Annotated in this window: 20 protein-coding genes; 9 read left to right on the top strand and 11 right to left on the bottom strand. The window is 62.5% G+C overall.

Annotation, left to right across the window (positions count from 1 at the left end):
- Window positions 1–257: 257 nt before the first annotated feature.
- Window positions 258–1,280: an aldo/keto reductase gene (locus AC0L2A_RS34395; protein ID WP_473612629.1), complete on the top strand. Its 1,023-nt coding sequence runs from the start codon at window positions 258–260 to the stop codon at window positions 1,278–1,280.
- A gap of 113 nt (window positions 1,281–1,393) precedes the next feature.
- Here AC0L2A_RS34395 and AC0L2A_RS34390 read toward each other — a convergent pair whose 3' ends face one another.
- The 4 genes from AC0L2A_RS34390 to clpP all read right to left on the bottom strand — a co-directional run bounded on the left by AC0L2A_RS34390 (window position 1,394) and on the right by clpP (window position 6,911).
- Window positions 1,394–1,666, bottom strand: a complete 273-nt coding sequence (locus tag AC0L2A_RS34390; protein WP_023798342.1) for an HU family DNA-binding protein — start codon at window positions 1,664–1,666, stop codon at window positions 1,394–1,396.
- A 298-nt stretch (window positions 1,667–1,964) separates the two neighbouring features.
- Entirely contained in the window at window positions 1,965–4,376 is a 2,412-nt protein-coding gene (lon, locus tag AC0L2A_RS34385; protein WP_128182053.1) for an endopeptidase La, read from the bottom strand.
- Window positions 4,377–4,713: 337 nt separating this feature from the next.
- Window positions 4,714–5,988: an ATP-dependent Clp protease ATP-binding subunit ClpX gene (gene clpX, locus AC0L2A_RS34380; RefSeq protein ID WP_027155315.1), complete on the bottom strand. Its 1,275-nt coding sequence runs from the start codon at window positions 5,986–5,988 to the stop codon at window positions 4,714–4,716.
- Window positions 5,989–6,281: 293 nt separating this feature from the next.
- The gene (clpP, locus tag AC0L2A_RS34375) at window positions 6,282–6,911 is read right to left on the bottom strand and encodes an ATP-dependent Clp endopeptidase proteolytic subunit ClpP (protein ID WP_091591479.1); all 630 of its coding nucleotides are present in this window, start codon (window positions 6,909–6,911) and stop codon (window positions 6,282–6,284) included.
- Between the two features lie 333 nt (window positions 6,912–7,244).
- Between clpP and AC0L2A_RS34370 the strand changes: the two genes are divergently transcribed.
- Entirely contained in the window at window positions 7,245–7,832 is a 588-nt protein-coding gene (locus AC0L2A_RS34370; RefSeq protein ID WP_473612628.1) for a hypothetical protein, read from the top strand.
- A 1-nt stretch (window position 7,833) separates the two neighbouring features.
- On the opposite strand, the gene AC0L2A_RS34365 is transcribed toward AC0L2A_RS34370, so the two are convergent.
- Window positions 7,834–8,937: an NAD(P)/FAD-dependent oxidoreductase gene (locus AC0L2A_RS34365; RefSeq protein ID WP_473612632.1), complete on the bottom strand. Its 1,104-nt coding sequence runs from the start codon at window positions 8,935–8,937 to the stop codon at window positions 7,834–7,836.
- A 104-nt stretch (window positions 8,938–9,041) separates the two neighbouring features.
- Between AC0L2A_RS34365 and AC0L2A_RS34360 the strand changes: the two genes are divergently transcribed.
- Entirely contained in the window at window positions 9,042–10,298 is a 1,257-nt protein-coding gene (locus AC0L2A_RS34360) for a cytochrome P450 (RefSeq protein ID WP_473612626.1), read from the top strand.
- Here the strand turns inward: AC0L2A_RS34360 and AC0L2A_RS34355 are convergent, their stop codons facing one another.
- From AC0L2A_RS34355 to AC0L2A_RS34335, 5 genes are all read right to left on the bottom strand, one after another.
- Window positions 10,299–10,649, bottom strand: coding sequence for a cupin domain-containing protein (locus tag AC0L2A_RS34355; RefSeq protein WP_091591484.1), 351 nt, complete (start codon window positions 10,647–10,649; stop codon window positions 10,299–10,301). It lies immediately after the preceding gene.
- Between the two features lie 21 nt (window positions 10,650–10,670).
- Window positions 10,671–11,951 (bottom strand): O-acetylhomoserine aminocarboxypropyltransferase, encoded by a 1,281-nt coding sequence (locus tag AC0L2A_RS34350; RefSeq protein ID WP_473612625.1) that lies wholly within the window; start codon window positions 11,949–11,951, stop codon window positions 10,671–10,673.
- Window positions 11,952–12,151: 200 nt separating this feature from the next.
- The gene (locus tag AC0L2A_RS34345) at window positions 12,152–12,673 is read right to left on the bottom strand and encodes a CoA-binding protein (RefSeq protein ID WP_287120401.1); all 522 of its coding nucleotides are present in this window, start codon (window positions 12,671–12,673) and stop codon (window positions 12,152–12,154) included.
- A 107-nt stretch (window positions 12,674–12,780) separates the two neighbouring features.
- On the bottom strand, window positions 12,781–13,203 hold the full coding sequence (locus AC0L2A_RS34340) for a VOC family protein (RefSeq protein ID WP_287054895.1): 423 nt from the start codon (window positions 13,201–13,203) through the stop codon (window positions 12,781–12,783).
- A 2-nt stretch (window positions 13,204–13,205) separates the two neighbouring features.
- Window positions 13,206–14,027, bottom strand: a complete 822-nt coding sequence (locus AC0L2A_RS34335) for an enoyl-CoA hydratase (protein ID WP_473612624.1) — start codon at window positions 14,025–14,027, stop codon at window positions 13,206–13,208.
- 149 nt (window positions 14,028–14,176) lie between these two features.
- Here AC0L2A_RS34335 and AC0L2A_RS34330 point away from each other — a divergent pair, with 149 nt between their 5' ends.
- The 5 genes from AC0L2A_RS34330 to rpsI all read left to right on the top strand — a co-directional run bounded on the left by AC0L2A_RS34330 (window position 14,177) and on the right by rpsI (window position 16,519).
- Window positions 14,177–14,632, top strand: a complete 456-nt coding sequence (locus tag AC0L2A_RS34330; RefSeq protein ID WP_473612622.1) for a PaaI family thioesterase — start codon at window positions 14,177–14,179, stop codon at window positions 14,630–14,632.
- A gap of 50 nt (window positions 14,633–14,682) precedes the next feature.
- Window positions 14,683–14,874 (top strand): type II toxin-antitoxin system HicA family toxin, encoded by a 192-nt coding sequence (locus AC0L2A_RS34325; protein WP_473612631.1) that lies wholly within the window; start codon window positions 14,683–14,685, stop codon window positions 14,872–14,874.
- A 19-nt stretch (window positions 14,875–14,893) separates the two neighbouring features.
- A complete protein-coding gene (locus AC0L2A_RS34320; RefSeq protein ID WP_091591496.1) occupies window positions 14,894–15,292 on the top strand; it encodes a type II toxin-antitoxin system HicB family antitoxin in 399 nt (132 codons plus the stop codon).
- 278 nt (window positions 15,293–15,570) lie between these two features.
- Complete coding sequence (gene rplM, locus AC0L2A_RS34315; protein ID WP_023798353.1) at window positions 15,571–16,035, top strand: 50S ribosomal protein L13; 465 nt, start codon at window positions 15,571–15,573, stop codon at window positions 16,033–16,035.
- Window position 16,036: 1 nt separating this feature from the next.
- Complete coding sequence (gene rpsI, locus AC0L2A_RS34310; protein WP_027155304.1) at window positions 16,037–16,519, top strand: 30S ribosomal protein S9; 483 nt, start codon at window positions 16,037–16,039, stop codon at window positions 16,517–16,519.
- Between the two features lie 73 nt (window positions 16,520–16,592).
- Here the strand turns inward: rpsI and AC0L2A_RS34305 are convergent, their stop codons facing one another.
- Window positions 16,593–17,501, bottom strand: a complete 909-nt coding sequence (locus AC0L2A_RS34305) for a LysR family transcriptional regulator (RefSeq protein WP_473612621.1) — start codon at window positions 17,499–17,501, stop codon at window positions 16,593–16,595.
- 97 nt (window positions 17,502–17,598) lie between these two features.
- On the opposite strand from AC0L2A_RS34305, the gene AC0L2A_RS34300 reads away from it, so the two are divergent.
- A complete protein-coding gene (locus AC0L2A_RS34300) occupies window positions 17,599–18,471 on the top strand; it encodes an aldo/keto reductase family oxidoreductase (protein ID WP_473612620.1) in 873 nt (290 codons plus the stop codon).
- Window positions 18,472–18,563: the final 92 nt, after the last annotated feature.

Genomic DNA, 18,563 nt, shown 5'->3' with positions numbered 1-18,563 from the left:
TGTGGCCTGATTGCGTTTCAAAAAACGCCCCATGCGCCATCTGCGTCAAACTTCGGCCCCCGTGCAAAGCCCTCACAGGGGGAGAAGGAAGAACCGCGCCAGGTGGATCGGCGCGCAGCGCCGAGACGGATGAGGGGTGCTGGAAGAAATGAGGCGTTGGCGTTCCCTGGAACACCCCTCATCCGGCCGCATCGCGGCCACCTTCTCCCACAAGGGGAGAAGGAAGAACCGCGCTAGAAATAAGGAAAAGGCAGCATATGAAGACAAGGCATTTCGACCGCATTGGCAATGGCGGCATCGCGTTCAGGGAACTCGGCTTCGGCACGGCGCCGCTCGGCAACCTCTATCGCGCCGTCTCCGACGAGGATGCCAACGCCACCATGGAGGCCGCATGGCGGGTCGGCTGCCGCTACTACGACACCGCGCCGCTCTACGGGCTTGGCCTGTCGGAAACGCGGCTCAATCCGTTCCTGCGCTCGAAAAAGCGCGACGACTATGTGCTGTCGAGCAAGGTCGGCCGCATAATGCGCGCCTGCCCGCCGGACCAGCGCACCGGCATCGGCAAGTTCTTCGACACGCCGTCGCGCCGCGAGGTTTTTGACTACAGCTATGACGGCATCATGCGCTCCTTCGAAGCCTCGCTGGAACGCCTCGGCGTCGACCGCATCGACATCCTTTTCGTGCACGACATTGACGTCTTCACGCATGGCAGCAAGGAGGCCGCGGACCAGCGCATCGAGGAGTTCATGCGCTCGGGCTATTACGGGCTGCTGTCCCTGCGTGACCAGGGCGTCATCAAGGCGTTCGGCGGCGGCATCAATGAATGGCAAGTTGCCCAGACACTTGCCGAGCGCGGCGACTTCGACCTGTTCCTGCTTGCCGGGCGCTATACGCTGCTGGAGCAAGAGGCGCTGCAATCGTTCCTGCCGCTATGCCAGAAGCGCGGCATCGGCATCGTTCTCGGTGGGCCGTATAATTCCGGCATCCTGGCAACCGGTCCGAAGCCCGGCGCCTACTACGATTATACCGAGGCGCCGCAGGATATCCTCGACCGCGTCACGCGCATCGAGGCTGTCTGCAAACGCCACGGCGTGCGCCTGATCGAGGCGGCACTGCAATTTCCGCTGCTGCACCCTTCGGTGGTGTCGGTGATCCCCGGCGGCCAGCGGCCGAGCGAGGTCGAAAGCAACCGGTCGCTGCTCGACGCTAAGCTGCCATCGGCACTCTGGGCCGATCTCAAGCAGGAAGGGCTGATGCGCGCCGATGCACCGACGGCATAGAGCCGCCTGCTCCCATCACCTCGACGGTTGCCAGCCGAGACAAAAGATCGGGCGGAAAGGAAAAGCCGGGCATGCCCGGCTTTTCTGGTCCCTGAAACGGGTACGAAGGCCGCTTAGTTGACTGCGTCCTTGAGGCCCTTGCCGGCTGAAAACTTCGGCACGGTGCGCGCCGGAATCTGCACTTCCGCGCCGGTCTGCGGATTGCGGCCGGTCGAGGCAGCGCGTTTTGACACGGTGAAATTACCGAAGCCGACAAGCCGGACATCGCCGCCCTTCTTCAGTTCGCCGGTGATGACGGAGAACACCGCATCGACCGCCGACTGCGCGTCACCCTTCGAAATACTCGCGGCGTCGGCGACAGCGGACACCAGTTCGTTCTTGTTCATAAAAATTCCCTTCCATGAGAAACCGGAACGTACGACTCATCCGGCAGGAAACGGACTTTAGAAAGAAGCGCTTCCGCAACCAAGTCGAAAAGCGTCAAAAGAGTCGAAAAAACCCCGGAATTCCGGGGTTTTTCACATGAAAGAGCCGGGCTCTAGGCCCGGCTCTCCGTTGTGCATTGCAACTTTAGCACGTGCTAATGCGTGACCCCGAAAACCGGTTTCGGTTTTCGGAAAGGATCACGCATAGACTCAATAGCGTTAGAGCGTCCTTTGCGCGTCCAATTGGACGCGCGGCGCTCTAATGAGCTAGCGACTTGCTGGCGTCGTCTCCGGCATCCACCGCGGCCGGCGCATTGACCGGCTCGACCCACTCGATCGCCTCCGGCATACGCACCAGCGCATGGCGCAAGACTTCACCGACCCGCCCGACCGGAACGATCTCCATACCGTTCTTCACGTTGTCCGGAATCTCCGCCAGATCCTTGGCGTTGTCTTCCGGGATCAGCACCTTCTTGATGCCGCCGCGCAGTGCTGCAAGCAGCTTCTCCTTGAGCCCGCCGATCGGCAGCACTCTGCCGCGCAGCGTGATCTCGCCGGTCATCGCCACGTCGGCCCTGACCGGGATGCCGGTCAGCACCGAGACGATCGCCGTCGCCATCGCCACGCCGGCCGACGGTCCGTCCTTGGGCGTTGCGCCCTCGGGCACGTGGACGTGGATGTCGCGCTTGTCGAACAGCGGCGGCTCGACGCCGAAATCGAGAGCCCGCGAGCGGACGTAGGAGGCCGCCGCCGAGATCGATTCCTTCATCACGTCGCGCAGATTGCCGGTCACCGTCATGCGGCCCTTGCCGGGCATCATGACGCCTTCGATCGTCAGCAGCTCGCCACCGACTTCCGTCCAGGCGAGCCCGGTGACAACGCCGACCTGATCGTCGGCCTCGACCTGACCGAAGCGGAAGCGCGGAACACCAAGGTAATCGGCGAGATTGTCCGCGGTGATGTCAACCGTCTTCTTCTTCGTCTTCAGGATCTCGGTCACCGCCTTGCGGCCGAGCTTCATCAGCTCGCGCTCCAGGCTCCTAACGCCCGCTTCACGGGTGTAGGTCTGGATGATGCCGCGGATCGCGTCCTCGCCGACGGAGAACTCCTTCGGCTGCAGCGCGTGATCGCGGATCACCTTCGGCATCAGGTGGCGCTTGGCGATCTCGATCTTCTCGTCCTCGGTGTAGCCGGCGATACGGATGATCTCCATGCGGTCCATCAAGGGCGCAGGGATGTTCAGCGTGTTCGCCGTGGTCACGAACATCACGCTCGACAGGTCGTATTCGACCTCGAGATAGTGGTCCATGAACGTCGAGTTCTGCTCGGGATCGAGCACCTCGAGCAACGCCGACGACGGGTCGCCGCGGAAATCCTGGCCCATCTTGTCGATCTCGTCGAGCAGGAAGAGCGGGTTGGATTTCTTCGCCTTCTTCATCGACTGGATGACCTTGCCGGGCATCGAGCCGATATAGGTGCGCCGGTGACCGCGGATCTCGGCCTCGTCGCGCACGCCGCCCAGCGCCATGCGGATGAACTCGCGGCCGGTCGCCTTGGCGATCGACTTGCCGAGCGAGGTCTTGCCGACGCCGGGAGGTCCGACGAGGCACAGGATCGGCCCCTTCAGCTTCTTCTGGCGGCTCTGCACGGCGAGATATTCGACGATGCGGTCCTTGACCTTGTCGAGGCCGAAATGGTCGGTGTCGAGCACGTTCTGCGCGAAGGCCAGATCCTGCTTGACCTTGGAGTTCTTGCCCCACGGTATAGACAGGATCCAGTCGAGATAGTTGCGCACGACGGTCGATTCAGCCGACATCGGCGACATCGTCCGCAGCTTCTTCAGTTCGGCTTCCGCCTTTTCGCGGGCCTCCTTGGAGAGCTTGGTCTTCTTGATGCGCGCCTCGATCTCGGCGGCCTCGTCGCGGCCGTCCTCGCCCTCGCCGAGCTCCTTCTGGATCGCCTTCATCTGCTCGTTGAGGTAGTATTCGCGCTGCGTCTTCTCCATCTGGCGCTTGACGCGCGAGCGGATGCGCTTCTCGACCTGCAGGACGGAGATTTCGGCTTCCATGAAGCCCATCGCCTTTTCCAGCCGCTCCTTGACCGAAAGCGTGGCCAGCATCTCCTGCTTCTCGGGGATCTTGATGGCGAGATGCGAGGCGACCGTATCGGCGAGCTTGGAATAGTCGTCGATCTGGCTGGCGGCACCGACCACTTCGGGCGAGATCTTCTTGTTCAGCTTGACGTAGTTCTCGAAGTCGGTGACGACGGAACGGGCCAGCGCCTCGACCTCGACCTCTTCCTCATCCGGTTCGACCAGCGCCGCGGCACGGGCCTCGTGGAAGTCGGGACGGTCGGTGAACGAAACGATTTTCGCGCGCGAGGCGCCTTCGACCAGCACCTTGACGGTGCCGTCCGGCAACTTCAGCAATTGCAGCACATTGGCGAGCGTGCCGATGTCGAAGATCGCATCGGACTCGGGATCGTCATCGGCGGCATTCATCTGGGTCGCAAGCAGGATCTGCTTTTCCTGACCCATCACCTCTTCCAGCGCCTTGATCGACTTTTCACGCCCGACAAAGAGCGGAACGATCATGTGCGGGAACACCACGATGTCGCGCAGTGGGAGGACTGCGAAGACGCCGTCGCTGGGAGCCTTGGATATTTTGGCCATTGTCCAACCTTTCATGTCGCGACCGCCAATCGGCCAACCGCGATTCTCATATTAACGACCGGGGATGGTTCCGCCTACCACCGTTTGTGACGGGAGTTTTACAGCACAGAATTCGGCGCCACGGCCTTCCACCGTTAGTTGGAAGCAAGCGAGGCAAAGATCAAGGGTCGTCACGAAACCGTTCATCCAATCCGTCATAATCCGTTCATCAAGTCGGGCTGTTCATCAAGTCGGGCTGTTCATCACAAGTCGGGCCGTTCATCATAGCCTGCCCAGCCGCAAACAGCAAAACGGCGCCTTGCGGCGCCGTTTTAAGAACTCCACTGCAGGGCTGGCGTCAGGCGCTGACGTTGCCCTTCTTTTCCTTCTGCTCGGAATAGATGTAGAGCGGCCTGGCGTTGCCGGACACCACCTCTTCCGAAATAACCACTTCGCGCACGCCCTCCAGCGCCGGCAGCTCGAACATCGTGTCGAGCAGGATCGCCTCCATGATCGAGCGCAGGCCGCGCGCGCCGGTCTTGCGCTCGATGGCGCGCTTGGCGATCGCCGACAGCGCATTCTCGTGGAAGGTCAGGTCGACATTCTCCATCTCGAACAGCCGCTGGTACTGCTTGACCAGCGCGTTCTTCGGCTCGGTCAGGATCTGGATCAGCGCCGGCTCGTCGAGGTCCTCCAGCGTTGCCAGGACCGGGAGGCGGCCGACGAACTCGGGAATGAGGCCGAACTTCAACAGATCCTCAGGCTCGACCAGACGAAAAACGTCGCCGGTGCGGCGATCCTCGGGCGACGCGACGGTAGCGCCGAAGCCGATCGAGGTCTTGCGGCCGCGATCCGAGATGATCTTGTCCAGCCCGGCGAAGGCGCCACCGCAGATGAACAGGATGTTGGCGGTGTCGACCTGCAGGAATTCCTGCTGCGGATGCTTCCTGCCGCCCTGCGGCGGCACGGAAGCGACCGTGCCTTCCATGATCTTCAACAGCGCCTGCTGGACGCCCTCGCCCGACACGTCACGGGTGATCGAGGGATTGTCCGACTTGCGCGAAATCTTGTCGATCTCGTCGATGTAGACGATACCGCGCTGGGCGCGCTCGACATTGTAGTCGGCCGACTGCAACAGCTTGAGGATGATGTTCTCGACATCCTCGCCGACATAGCCGGCCTCGGTCAGCGTCGTCGCATCGGCCATGGTGAACGGCACGTCGATGATGCGGGCCAGCGTCTGCGCGAGCAGCGTCTTGCCGCAGCCGGTCGGGCCGATCAGCAAGATGTTGGACTTCGCCAGTTCGACGTCGTTGTTCTTGCCGGCATGCGCGAGGCGCTTGTAGTGGTTGTGGACGGCCACCGACAGCACGCGCTTGGCGTAGGGCTGGCCGATGACGTAGTCGTCGAGAACCTTGAGGATCTCCTGCGGGGTCGGCACGCCCTCGCGCGACTTCACCATCGAGGTCTTGTTCTCCTCGCGGATGATGTCCATGCAGAGCTCGACACATTCGTCGCAGATGAACACCGTCGGGCCGGCGATCAGCTTGCGTACTTCGTGCTGGCTTTTCCCGCAAAACGAGCAATAAAGCGTGTTCTTGGAATCACCGCCGCTGTTGCCGACCTTGCTCATTTTCATGTCCTTTCATAGCCGCCCGCCGATGGTCTGGTTGAAAGGGCGCATAACTCAATCTATCGCGGGAAATCGCCGCCGCCAGTAGTCCGGCTCCCGCAACGCATTCCATACGAAACACATATCAGAAAACGTCGCAATGATTCGCATCAACCCCGCACAAAGCTAAGCCGTCGAAAATCAACATAGGCTTAACGTAGGCAATCGCTCCCGTCGAGGGAACAGCCAATTGTGGCCGAAATGCCGCAAGCGGCATCAAAAGCGTGTTTTCCCGCCATCCAGCTGCCACCGGCTTATGTGGCAAGACCCTCGATCGGCTCACGCGACGAAATGACCTTGTCGATGAGGCCGAAATCCCTGGCCTCGTCGGAGGTCATGAAATGGTCGCGGTCGAGCGTCCTTTCAATCTCGTCGTAGCTCTTGCCGGTGTGCTTGACATAGACCTCGTTGAGGCGGCGCTTCAGCTTGATGATGTCCTGGGCGTGGCGCTCGATGTCGGAAGCCTGGCCCTGAAAACCACCGGAAGGCTGGTGGACCATGATGCGGGCGTTCGGCGTGGCGAAGCGCATGCCCTTCTCGCCGGCGGTGAGAAGCAGCGAGCCCATCGAGGCGGCCTGGCCGATGCACAGCGTCGCCACCGCAGGCTTGATGAACTGCATGGTGTCGTAGATCGCCATGCCCGAGGTGACGACGCCGCCGGGCGAATTGATGTAGAGGTTGATTTCCTTCTTCGGATTCTCCGCCTCGAGGAAGAGGAGCTGCGCGCAGACCAGCGTCGCCATGCCGTCCTCGACCGGACCCGTGATGAAAATGATGCGCTCTTTCAGGAGCCGCGAGAAAATGTCGTAGGCCCGCTCGCCGCGATTGGTCTGCTCGACCACCATCGGAACGAGGTTCATGTAGGTTTCGACGGGGTTCTTCATGGACTATCCCTTATTGAAGATGGGATTCCGGCGCCGGAGATGAGCAAGTCGGGCAGAATCGGTTCTGGATCGTTATCCCTGTAAATAGGATGTCGGCTCACCCTAGCGCAAGGCCGCCCCTCCTAGCCATCCGGTTAAGTCGAATCAAGGTTTCTGCACAGAATTCGCCCGAAGCTGAGCCGGCTGCTGTTGAAGCGGCGCGGCTGCGCTGCCGGGTAACAGTTTCTTAACCGCGTCGCTTAACGAAATGTGCCGAAACTGCTTTCCCGGGACACGGCTTCCCCTACAATTCAACGTTGAGCTTGCGTGGAAAGTTCAAACTGGGGGGATGCAATGATCGGGAAAACGGCTTCCTCGGCCATCGCCAGCCTCGCCGTCTTCGGCATGGTGTCCGAAACAGCTGCCGGCGGGCGCCCCGTCGAGTGCTACGAGCAGGTCAACAGGCCGGCCATCTACGAGACCGTCTACGAAAACGTGCTCGTCAGCCCGGCCGGTCAGCAGGTGGAATCCGTTCCTGCGATCTACGGGACGCGCGAGCGGGTGGTGCAGATCGCACCGGCGCGTGTCAGCTACGAGATCGTACCTGCCGTCACCCGCACCATCTACCGCACGGTGAAGGTCGATGGCGGCTACTCCTGGGAATGGCGCGTCATCAACGGCCGCAAGGTGCTGTGCAAGATCAGGCACAAGGCGCGCTATCAACGGGTGGCCGAGACCGTGGTGGTGCAGCCTGAGCGCCAGCGGCGCGTCGTCAGCCCCGCCGAGTACGAGAGCGTCGCCGAAGAGGTTCTGGTGCAGCCGGAGCAGCGGCGGATCGTCAATTTTCCCGCCACCTACCAGACAGTGGCGCGCCGGGTTCTGGTCCGCGAGGGCTCGTCGCGCTGGCGGCAGGTGCGTATTGCGCGGCACTGCCGGTTTTAGGTCAGACCGCCTCGGCCCGCAGCCACGCTTTCAAGCCGCCGACGTCGCCATTGCCGACGGTCGCTGCGACACGCCTGCCGACCGCCGCGCCGAACTTGTAGCCGTGGCCGGAGCAGGCCGAGACGACCAGGCATTTGCCCTTCTCATGCGCCAGGAACTTTTCGTCGGCGGTGAAGGTGTAGGCACAGGTGACGACCTCGGTGACCTTGTATTCTTCGACACGGGCGATCGGCGGCGAAAACAGGTCGCGGATAGCCTCGCCCTCGCCCGCCACCGGCTGGCGGTTCCAGTCGGCATCGCTGGTCGGCACCCTGTGCAGCCCTGAGCCGAATTTCATGCCGGCGCCGCCGGACGGCGGGATCACGTAGCCGTCGACGGCGCCGCCGACATCGAGGATGACCGGGGCTGAATGCCATGCTGCTTTCAGATCCGCCGGCGGTTCGACATAGGCGAGCGCGGTGCGCCAGGTCTTCAGCTCGCCGCCCAGCTCCGGAAACAGTTTCAGCACCCAGGCGCCAGCGGTGACGACGATGCGGTCGGCCTGCATCGTCTCGCCGCTTTCAAGCACGAGGCGGCCAGCCTCGGCGTCGACCTCCGTCACCTTGCTGTTTTCGTAGACATTGGCGCCGGTTCTCCGCAGCCATTCGGCGAGGCGGGAGGCAATCTTGCGACAATGCAGCGCACCACCTTCCGGCGAAAAATACGCGTAGCGGAACGAGCCGGGCTGCAGGAAGCGCCAGCGCTTGGCCGCGGCGTCCGGCTCGAACAGTTCGATCGGGTAGTTCCCGGCTTCCATGCCCTCGCGGTATTCCTCGGCCTCGTCTCCCGGCTCGCGCGAAATGCAGATGAAGCCGCGCGGGTCGAGATGGTTCTCGCCGAAATCGGCCCACATCTCGTCCCAGGCCGCATAGGCTTCGGTGATCAGCCGGCCATAACCCGAGGCTGCGCCATAGGCGCGGCGGATGACGCGGTGATGGTCGCCCGAGGCGGCAAGCGGATTGGGAATCGGTCCCTGCTCGACGATCGAGACCCGGTGCCCGGCCTTGACCAGCGACCAGGCCGTCGACAGCCCCGCAATGCCTGCGCCAACCACGATCACATTCATCAAGTCAGTCTTTCCGCAGCCGCGCCGGCTGGCCAACACGAAGGATCACCGGGCGCCAACATACGGTCTGGCGTCAAGCTGGCAAGCCGCGCTAATGATCCACAATGACCGATTTGGTGCCACCGACTTACCTGGCCTTCAATCCCTCCACCCGCCATGTGCGGCTCGATCCACACGAGGCGGCATTCTTCCAGAACCCCTACGCGGCCTATGCCTTCATGCATGGCGCATCGAATGTCTTCTTCTGGGAAGAGTTCGGCTTCTGGTGCTTCGGCGGCTTCGACGACGTCAGCCGGCTGCTGCGCGACCGCCGCTTCGGCCGCCAGAACCCGGCCGGCATCCCTGACAGAAGCGGCGTCGGCGAGGATCGCAGCCATCTCGGCAGCTTCGACGGCATCGAGGCCAATTCGATGCTGGAGCTGGAACCGCCCGTTCACACCAGGCTCAGAACGCTGGTCAACCGCGCCTTCGTCTCGCGCCAGGTCGAGCGGCTGAGGCCGCGCGTCGAGGCGCTGGCCAACGATCTGATCGACCGTTTCGAGCCGGGCCAGGTCGACCTGCTGCCAGCCTTCGCATCGCCTTTGCCGATCACCATCATTGCCGAAATGCTCGGCGTGCCGGTCGAGATGGGACCGCAACTCCTCGACTGGTCGCATCGGATGGTCGCCATGTACATGCACGGCCGCACCCGCCAAACGGAAGAGACGGCCAATCGCGCAGCACATGATTTTTCGGATTTCCTGCGCGGCCATGTTGCCGAGCGGCGCAAAAAACCCGGCGACGATCTGTTGTCGCTGCTGATCTCGGCGCAAGACGATGGCCAAAAACTCTCGGCGGACGAGCTGGTGTCCTCGGCCATCCTGCTGCTCAATGCCGGCCACGAGGCGACCGTCCACCAGACCGGCAATGCGGTGCGCGCGATTCTCGCGCAAGGCGGCGACCCGCGCCGCTTCTTCACCTCGCCACAAACGACCACCGCCACGGTCGAGGAATGCCTGCGCTTCGACGCGCCGCTGCACATGTTCACGCGTTATGTCTATGAAGACATCGAGGTCGGTCCCGGCATTCTGGTGCGGCCGGGCGAGACGATCGGCCTGCTGCTCGGCATGGCCAATCACGACCCGGCGGCCTTTGCCGAGCCCCTCGCCTTCCGGCCGGATCGCGCCGACCAGAAGAACGTCTCGTTCGGCGCCGGCATTCATTTCTGCATCGGCGCGCCGCTCGCCCGGCTCGAATTGCAGGTATCGCTGAAAACCTTGTTCGACCGGCTGCCGCGGCTGCATCTGGCCGAACAGCAGCGTTTTCGCGACACCTATCATTTCCACGGGCTGGAAAGACTCGTCGTGCACACCGGGCAATGATCAAAGCTTGATCACATACTCCTTGCGTGTCGTTTCAAGCACTTCCCAGCTTCCCTTAAAGCCTGGCCTGAGCACGAAACTGTCGCCGGCCCTGACGGTGCGCGCCTCGCCGCCCTCCTCTGAAATCACCGAAACGCCCGACAGGATGTGGCAGAACTCCCACTCGTCGTATTCGATGCGCCATTTGCCCGGCGTCGCCTCCCAGATGCCGGCATAGAGGCCACCGTCGCGTTCCTCGACATTCCAGGTGCGGAACTTTGGATCGCCTGAAATCAGCCGATCCGGCGCCGGCGCGCCAGGTTCCGGCTCGACACTTTCAATATCGACGGAGAGGAATTTTGGCGCGGTCATGGAAACTCCTTGCAGCAGAGGTCAGACCTTGGCGAGAGCCTGTTCCAGATCGGCGACGATGTCGTTGACATCCTCGATGCCGACCGACAACCTGACCGTATCCGGCCCAGCGCCGGCCGCGACCTTCTGCTCGTCGGACAGTTGCCGATGCGTGGTCGATGCCGGATGGATGACCAGCGACTTGGTGTCGCCGACATTGGCGAGGTGCGAGAACAGTTCGAGCGCCTCGACGAATTTGATGCCCGCCGCATAGCCGCCCTTGAGGCCGAAGGTGAACACGGCACCGGCGCCAAGCGGCGAGTACTTCTTCTGCAGCGCATTGTTGTTGTCGCTGGGCAGGCCGGGATAGGACACCCAGGCGATTTTTGGGTGGTTGGACAGCCACGCGGCGACGGTGACCGCATTGTCGCAATGGCGCTGCATCCTGAGCGGCAGGGTTTCCAGGCCGGTCAGGATCAAGAACGCATTGAAGGGCGAGATCGCCGGGCCCATGTCGCGCAGGCCGAGCACGCGCGCGGCAATGGCGAAAGCGAAATTGCCAAATGTTTCGTGCAGGACGAGGCCGCCATATTCGGGGCGCGGCTCAGACAGCATCGGATATTTGCCGGATTTCGACCAGTCGAAGGTACCGCCGTCGACAATGGCGCCGCCGATCGAATTGCCGTGGCCGCCGATGAACTTGGTCAGCGAATGCACGACAATGTCGGCGCCATGCTCGATCGGCCGCACCAGATAGGGCGAGGCCAGCGTGTTGTCGACGATCAGCGGCAGGCCGTGCTTGCGGGCGATGTCGCCGATCTTTTCGATGTCGACGAAGACGCCGCCCGGATTGGCAAGGCTCTCGATGAAGATCGCCTTGGTCCTGTCGTCGATCTGGCTTTCGAAGGTCGAGACGTCGTTGGTGTCGGCCCAGCGCACCTGCCAGTCGAAATTCTTGAAGGCGTGGCCGAACTGGTTGATCGAGCCGCCGTAAAGCCTTGTCGCGGCGACGAAATTGTCGCCGGGCTGCATCAGGTTGTGGAACACGAGCACCTGCGCGGCATGGCCCGACGCGACGGCCAAACCCGCGGTGCCGCCTTCGAGTGCCGCGACACGCTCTTCCAGCACCGCCTGCGTCGGGTTCATGATCCGGGTGTAGATGTTGCCGAAGGCTTTTAGCCCGAACAGCGAAGCGGCGTGGTCGGCATCATCGAAGACAAAGGAGGTCGTCTGATAAATCGGCGTGGCACGCGCGCCGGTCGCCGGATCGGGCTTGGCGCCGGCATGGACGGCGAGCGTGTTGAAACCGGGCGTGCGGGTCATGGATTACCTCCCCTGAATGCTGAATGCTGAATGCTGAATGGTGAATGGTGAATGGTGAATGGTGAATGGTGAATGGTGAATGGTGAAGGCAAGGTCGGCCAGCCCCATCCTGATTGCAAGCGGCTCATATGCCGCTGTGGCCGCCTTCCGGAAAAATCCTTCTATTCACCATTCACTATTCACTATTCACCATTCACCACCTACTTCCGGCGGACGCCAAAACTCTGGAATCCCGGCCGCATCAGCGGCTTCTTCGACGACAGCACGCCTGAGTTGACGCCGGTCCAGCCGATCTCGCCTGACAGCTTGCCATATTCGATCTTGGGGCAGCGGTTCATCACCACCTTGATGCCGGCGGCCTCGGCGCGTGCGGCTGCCTCGTCATGGCGCACGCCAAGCTGCATCCAGATGACGTTCGGCAACGGATCGAGCCGCAAGACCTCGTCGACAACGCCCGGCACCGCCGCCGAGCCGCGAAAGACGTCGACCATGTCGATCGGCTCGGGAACATCGGCGAGCCTGGCATAGGTCATCCGGCCAAGGATTTCCTTGCCGGCCTGGCCGGGGTTGATCGGGAACACGGAAAACCCCTTGCCCAGCAGGTATTTCAGCACGAAATAGCTCGGCCGCACATCGTTGGCGGACGCGCCGACCATGGCGATGGTCTTCACCGAATTGAGGATGCCGGCGATATAGGCATTGTCATAGGCGTCATGGTTCATGCCTCTTCCTCATACAGAGCCTCGGCGAGAAAACCATCCGGATCGTTGCAGAAAACTGCGCATCATGCGGAAATGATCGGTATCGTCGAAAGCGGTGGGAAACGCACTCAACCCGGCAGCGAGATGCTGCCGTCTTCCGCGATCGGAAAAGCCGGATTGTGCGCCACTTCCCAGACATGCCCTTCGGTGTCGGCGAAATAGCCATACCAGCCGCCCCAGAAGGCGCGGCCGGCCGGCTTGACGATGCGGCCGCCGGCCTTCTCGGCCATCGTCAGCACGTCATCGACCTCCGCGTCGGAACGGGTGTTGTAGGCGAGGTAGATCGCCGACGGAGCCGTGCCGAAGGTGATGCCCGAATCCTCTTCGGCGCTTGCGCGCGGGAACAGGCCGAGAATGACGCCGCCCATCTGGAAAAAGGCGACGCCGTCGGTGATGCCGGCATGGCGGGTCAGGCCCATCGCCTCGTAGAAGCGTGTGGCGCGCTCGAGATCGTCGACGGCGATGGTGATGATGGAGATGCGGGCTTCCATATCTAGTCGTCCGTCCATTCGGGCTTGCGCTTGCCGATGAAGGCGCCGATGCCTTCTTCTGCGTCGCGCGCCAGCATGTTGTCGACCATGACGCGGCCGGTATAGGCGTAGGCCTCAGCCAGCCCCATCTCGGCCTGCGCGTAGAAGGCTTCCTTGCCGGTCTTGACCACCAAAGACGATTTGGCAGCAATGGTTTGCGCATATTTGGTGACAATCTGATTCAGATATTCGCGCGGCACCACGCGGTTGACGAGGCCGAATTCCTTGGCCGTCGCCGCATCGATGGTCTCACCGGTCAAAAGCATCTCCATCGCGTGCTTGCGCGAAACGTTGCGCGACAGCGCCACCATCGGCGTCGAGCAGAACAGCCCGATATTGACGCCCGGCGTGCAGAAGGTCGCCTCGTGCGAGGCGATCGCCAGATCGCAGCTCGCGACCAGTTGCGCCCCGGCCGCCGTCGCCAGGCCATCGACCTCGGCGATCACCGGCCTGGGATGGCGCACAATCGCCTGCATCAGTGCCGCGCAGGCGGAAAACGTCTCCTCGAAGAACGCCTTGCCGCGATCGGCATCGGTGCGGCGCGCGGTCATTTCCTTGAGGTCGTGTCCGGCGCAGAACATTTTTCCTGCGGCCGCCAGGACGATGACGCGGACGGATCTGTCGGATTTGGCGCGGTCGAGTTCCGCCGTCAGCGCCGCCATCACCGCCAGCGACAGCGCATTGGCCGGCGGATTGGCGAGCGTCAGGCGGAGCACGCCCTCGTCCAGTCTCGCGATAACAGGACCTTCGGCAACAGCCGGCTTGATGGCGACGATTTCAGCCATTTTCAAACCTCTTCCCATGTCTCCAACCTCATCATTGGCCAGCGGCATCGGATTCGCGGGCCATGGAACAAAAGAACTAGCACGCTGCCGATTGAAGAACAGGCTTAAGGCGTGTTTTCTCAGGCCACGGCACATACAGGAAACCGCCTATGCCTGCCCAAAACAATCTCAAGCCGGTGCTGACCGCGGCGCAGGTCAATGCGTTGATGGAGACCGTCTATCCGCAGCTCAACGACCAGTTCACCTTCTACGAAGCGATCGAGGTGTTTGCGGGCGGCTGCACGGTGCGCCTGAATGCCGACGAGCGGCATTTGCGCCCCGGCGGAACCGTGTCGGGCCCGTCGCTGTTCACGCTGGCCGACATCGGCGGCTATGTCTGCGTGCTTTCGCATGCCGGGCCGGACGCGCTTTCGGTCACCACCAATCTCAACATCAATTTTGTCCGCAAGGCCGAGGCCGGACCGATCGACGGCCATTGCCGCATCCTGAAGCTTGGCAAGAGCCTGATGGTATTCGAAATCGACATCGTCGCCGGACCGGACGGACATACGGTAGCGCACGCGACGGGAACCTATTCGATCCCGCCGAAGCGGTCGCCATCTTGACAATTGCATTTCCGGTTGATGTGTATATATGTGCGCATAGGTGACCTTTGCTGGAACGTGACAGCCGCAAGATCGTGAAGCGTCTCAAGGAGGACGGTTTCGAACTGATTTCCGTACGCGGCTCGCATCACAAATTCCGAAGGGGCGAGATTGTGTTGATCGTTCCGCATCCCGAGAAGGATCTGCCAACCGGTACCGCTCGCGCGATCGCCAAGCAGGCAGGCTGGATAAGGACGAACTGAAGCGTCCTGGAGATTGCAAATGAAGAACTATTTCGCATTGGTCGACAAAGATCCCGACAGCGCATTCGGCATCCGCTTTCCGGACATTCCCGGCTGCTTTTCGGCTGCGGACGCGGCGGAAGACATCGTGCCGAATGCCGTTGAAGCCTTGCAGTTGTGGGCAGAGGATATGCCCGTTCCAGAGCCGTCCAACCACGAAGCGATTGTCGCGCTTCCGGACATACGCAACGCGCTCGCCAAAGGAGCCTATCTGGTCTCGGTGCCGCTCATCGATAATGACAGCGCCGTCGTCAGGGCAAACGTGACTTTCGAGCGCGGCGTTTTGCGGGCGATCGACATCGCAGCGCGCGAACGCGGCATAACGCGATCTGCGTTCCTCTCCAGCGCGGCCCGCAAGGAGATCGAGGCAAAGCACTAAGGCCAGGTTCGGCACCGCAATTAACACTAATCAATGTGGTAAAATAATACCTGCTATTCAATCCTTTGTTTTTGCTTCAGTTTCTGCGCTACTCGCCTTTTTATTCGCCTTGACGTGATACCTCCCCATCGCCTATAAGCCCTCACGGAACAGCGGCCCGCAAAGGCCGCCGTTTTGTTATTGGCGGCGGGCGAGCGCTCGGCGTCAACCCAAGCAACAAGAAACGCCTGTCCTTGTCGTTCGTCGATGGGGAAGGTCCGAACCGAAAGCAACAATCCATGGCAACCTTTTCGCAGAAACCTGCGGATGTGGTGAAGAAGTGGGTGCTGATCGACGCCGAGGGTCTCGTCGTCGGCCGTCTCGCCACTGTCATCGCCAACCATCTTCGCGGCAAACATAAGCCCACCTTCACCCCGCATGTCGACGACGGCGACAATGTCATCGTCATCAATGCCGACAAGGTGGTGTTCACCGGCAAGAAATTCACCGACAAGGTCTATTACTGGCACACCGGCCACCCCGGCGGCATCAAGGAGCGCACCGCGCGCCAGCTGCTCGAGGGCCGTTTCCCCGAGCGTGTCGTCGAGAAGGCCGTCGAACGCATGATCCCGCGTGGTCCGCTCGGCCGTCGCCAGATGAAGAATCTCCGCGTCTATGCAGGCACGGAACATCCGCATGTCGCCCAGCAGCCCGTCACGCTCGACGTGGCCAAGCTGAACGCCAAGAACAAGAAGGTTTCGTAAAATGGCTGAGCTTTCCTCGCTCGCAGAACTCGGAACTGCCACCGGCAACACCAACACGCAGCCGGCTGCACCCGTCCACGTCCAGAAGCTCGACAAGTCGGGCCGCGCCTATGCCACCGGCAAGCGCAAGAACGCCATCGCCCGTGTCTGGGTGAAGCCCGGCTCCGGCAAGATCGTCGTCAACGACAAGGTGTTCGCCGAATATTTCGCGCGCCCGGTCCTGCAGATGATCCTCAACCAGCCGATCATCGCCGCCAACCGCGCCGGCCAGTACGATATCGTCGCCACCGTCATCGGCGGCGGCCTTTCCGGCCAGGCCGGTGCCGTGCGCCACGGCATCTCCAAGGCGCTGACCTATTACGAGCCGGCGCTGCGCGGCGTGCTCAAGAAGGGCGGCTTCCTGACGCGCGACAGCCGCGTCGTCGAGCGCAAGAAGTACGGCAAGGCGAAGGCCCGCCGCTCGTTCCAGTTCTCGAAGCGCTAAGCACCGCGCAGCTTCAGACATTCGAAAAGGCCGCCTCCGGGCGGCCTTTTCTTTTGGTGAACCTGGCCCAAATTTAGGAACGATCGGCCGGTACCTTGATGAAGTCGATAAACGCCCGCAACGGCGCCGGCACGAGACGCCGGCCGGGATAATAGAGGAACGGCCCGGGGAAGCTCTGCCACCAAGGTTCGAGGACGGGTTCGAGCGCACCGCTCTCAAAGTAAGGGCGAAGCCAATCCTCGAACAGGCTGACAATGCCGGTACCGGCGATGGCTGCATCGACGGCGAGATCGGCCGCTCCGCCCAGGGTCACGAGAAGCGGCCCCGTCGGATCGACCCGCACCACCTCGCCGTCGCGCTCGAATTCCCATGGCGGCATCGCCCCGCTGGCGAAGCGGCCGCGCAGGCAAGCGTGGCCGAGCAGATCGCGCGGGTGTTGCGGCCGGCCATGGCGATCAAGGTAGTCAGGGCTGGCGGCGGTGGCAAAGCACTGCAGGCGCGGTCCGATCGGCACCGCGATCATGTCCTGTTCCAGCCGCTCGTCGTAACGGATGCCGGCATCGCAGCCTGCCGCCAGGACGTCGACAAAGCTCTCCTCGGCGATCACCTCCAGCCGGATGCCGGGATAGGCAGCGAGAAACCCCGGGACGATGCTGGGCAGCACCAGCCGCGCCGCGCTGACCGGCACGTTGAGGCGCAACGTACCTGCCGGCCTGTCGCGGAAGCCATTCACAACGTCGAGGGCCGATTCCACCTCGGTCAAGGCAGGGCCGAGCCGAGCCAGCAAGCTCGCGCCCGCTTCGGTCAGGACGACGCTGCGGGTCGTCCGGTTGAGCAGCCTGACACCGAACTGCGTCTCGAGGCGGCGCACCGCCTCGCTCAAGCCCGACGCACTGCCGCCGCTGGCGCGGGCGCCATCGCGAAAACCCTTGGCCCGCGCCACGGCCACGAAGGCGTTCAGATCTCCAAGATCGATCTTCATTGTTCGATATTCCGCACAGCCCGTGCGGAATGTAGCCAATTATCGTGAGATCGGACAGCGCCTATCTCCAGCCTCACATCTTGAACGGAGATAGACCATGTCCAGCATTGACCTTCCCGGCACGTTCACTCTCGGCGACCGCACCGTGAAGCGGCTCGGCTACGGCGCCATGCAACTCGCAGGACCCGGCGTCTTTGGTCCGCCCAAGAACCATGGCGCGGCATTGGCCGTGCTGCGCGAAGCTGTTGCGCGCGGTGTCAATCACATAGACACCAGCGATTTCTATGGGCCGCACGTCACCAATCTGCTCATCCGCGAGGCGCTCGCGCCCTATTCGGACGACCTCGTCATTGTCACCAAGATCGGCGCCAGGCGCGGCGAAGACGGATCATGGCTGCCGGCCTTCTCGGCCGAAGAGCTGACCCGGGCGGTGCACGACAATCTGCGCAATCTCGGGCTCGACGTGCTCGACGTCGTCAATCTCAGGATCATGTTCGACGCGCATGGCCCGGCCGAAGGCTCGATTGAGGCGCCGCTCACTGTGCTGGCCGAGCTTCAGCGACAGGGCCTGGTGCGTCATATCGGGCTCAGCAATGTCACGTCTGCACAGATCGAAGAGGCGCGACGGATCGCCAGGATCGTCTGCGTGCAGAACCAATACAATCTGGCGCACCGGGGCGACGATGCCTTGATCGACCAACTCGCCCGCGACGGTATCGCCTATGTGCCGTTCTTTCCGCTCGGCGGCTTCAACCCGCTGCAGTCGTCTACCCTGTCCGGCGTCGCTCAGCGCCTGGACGCCACGCCCATGCAGGTCGCGCTCGCCTGGCTGCTCGGTCGCGCGCCCAACATCCTGCTCATCCCCGGCACGTCTTCCGTTGCGCATTTGCGGGAGAACCTCGCCGCGGCCGAACTCGATCTGCCGGAGGACGCCGTCAGGGAGTTGGACGGCGTGGCGATGGCGGCATGAGGATTGGCGAAAGCGGCAACGAGCCAATCTCGCCATGATCGACAGGCTGGCGGGATAGCGCCCCCCTCTGCCCTGCCGGGCATCTCCCCCAC

It is taken from the genome of Mesorhizobium sp. WSM4844 (assembly GCF_055811775.1).
The sequence above is the reverse complement of the archived record's forward strand: the minus strand, read 5'-3'. Positions and strand labels throughout refer to the sequence as shown.

Excerpts from the sequence above, each read along its gene's own strand:
- AC0L2A_RS34395 (WP_473612629.1), top strand. The coding sequence starts at position 258 with ATGAAGACAAGGCATTTCGACCGCATTGGCAATGGCGGCATCGCGTTC.
- AC0L2A_RS34390 (WP_023798342.1), bottom strand. The coding sequence starts at position 1,666 with ATGAACAAGAACGAACTGGTGTCCGCTGTCGCCGACGCCGCGAGTATT.
- lon (WP_128182053.1), bottom strand. The coding sequence starts at position 4,376 with ATGGCCAAAATATCCAAGGCTCCCAGCGACGGCGTCTTCGCAGTCCTC.
- clpX (WP_027155315.1), bottom strand. The coding sequence starts at position 5,988 with ATGAGCAAGGTCGGCAACAGCGGCGGTGATTCCAAGAACACGCTTTAT.
- clpP (WP_091591479.1), bottom strand. The coding sequence starts at position 6,911 with ATGAAGAACCCCGTCGAAACCTACATGAACCTCGTTCCGATGGTGGTC.
- AC0L2A_RS34370 (WP_473612628.1), top strand. The coding sequence starts at position 7,245 with ATGATCGGGAAAACGGCTTCCTCGGCCATCGCCAGCCTCGCCGTCTTC.
- AC0L2A_RS34365 (WP_473612632.1), bottom strand. The coding sequence starts at position 8,937 with ATGAATGTGATCGTGGTTGGCGCAGGCATTGCGGGGCTGTCGACGGCC.
- AC0L2A_RS34360 (WP_473612626.1), top strand. The coding sequence starts at position 9,042 with ATGACCGATTTGGTGCCACCGACTTACCTGGCCTTCAATCCCTCCACC.
- AC0L2A_RS34355 (WP_091591484.1), bottom strand. The coding sequence starts at position 10,649 with ATGACCGCGCCAAAATTCCTCTCCGTCGATATTGAAAGTGTCGAGCCG.
- AC0L2A_RS34350 (WP_473612625.1), bottom strand. The coding sequence starts at position 11,951 with ATGACCCGCACGCCCGGTTTCAACACGCTCGCCGTCCATGCCGGCGCC.
- AC0L2A_RS34345 (WP_287120401.1), bottom strand. The coding sequence starts at position 12,673 with ATGAACCATGACGCCTATGACAATGCCTATATCGCCGGCATCCTCAAT.
- AC0L2A_RS34340 (WP_287054895.1), bottom strand. The coding sequence starts at position 13,203 with ATGGAAGCCCGCATCTCCATCATCACCATCGCCGTCGACGATCTCGAG.
- AC0L2A_RS34335 (WP_473612624.1), bottom strand. The coding sequence starts at position 14,027 with ATGGCTGAAATCGTCGCCATCAAGCCGGCTGTTGCCGAAGGTCCTGTT.
- AC0L2A_RS34330 (WP_473612622.1), top strand. The coding sequence starts at position 14,177 with ATGCCTGCCCAAAACAATCTCAAGCCGGTGCTGACCGCGGCGCAGGTC.
- AC0L2A_RS34320 (WP_091591496.1), top strand. The coding sequence starts at position 14,894 with ATGAAGAACTATTTCGCATTGGTCGACAAAGATCCCGACAGCGCATTC.
- rplM (WP_023798353.1), top strand. The coding sequence starts at position 15,571 with ATGGCAACCTTTTCGCAGAAACCTGCGGATGTGGTGAAGAAGTGGGTG.
- rpsI (WP_027155304.1), top strand. The coding sequence starts at position 16,037 with ATGGCTGAGCTTTCCTCGCTCGCAGAACTCGGAACTGCCACCGGCAAC.
- AC0L2A_RS34305 (WP_473612621.1), bottom strand. The coding sequence starts at position 17,501 with ATGAAGATCGATCTTGGAGATCTGAACGCCTTCGTGGCCGTGGCGCGG.
- AC0L2A_RS34300 (WP_473612620.1), top strand. The coding sequence starts at position 17,599 with ATGTCCAGCATTGACCTTCCCGGCACGTTCACTCTCGGCGACCGCACC.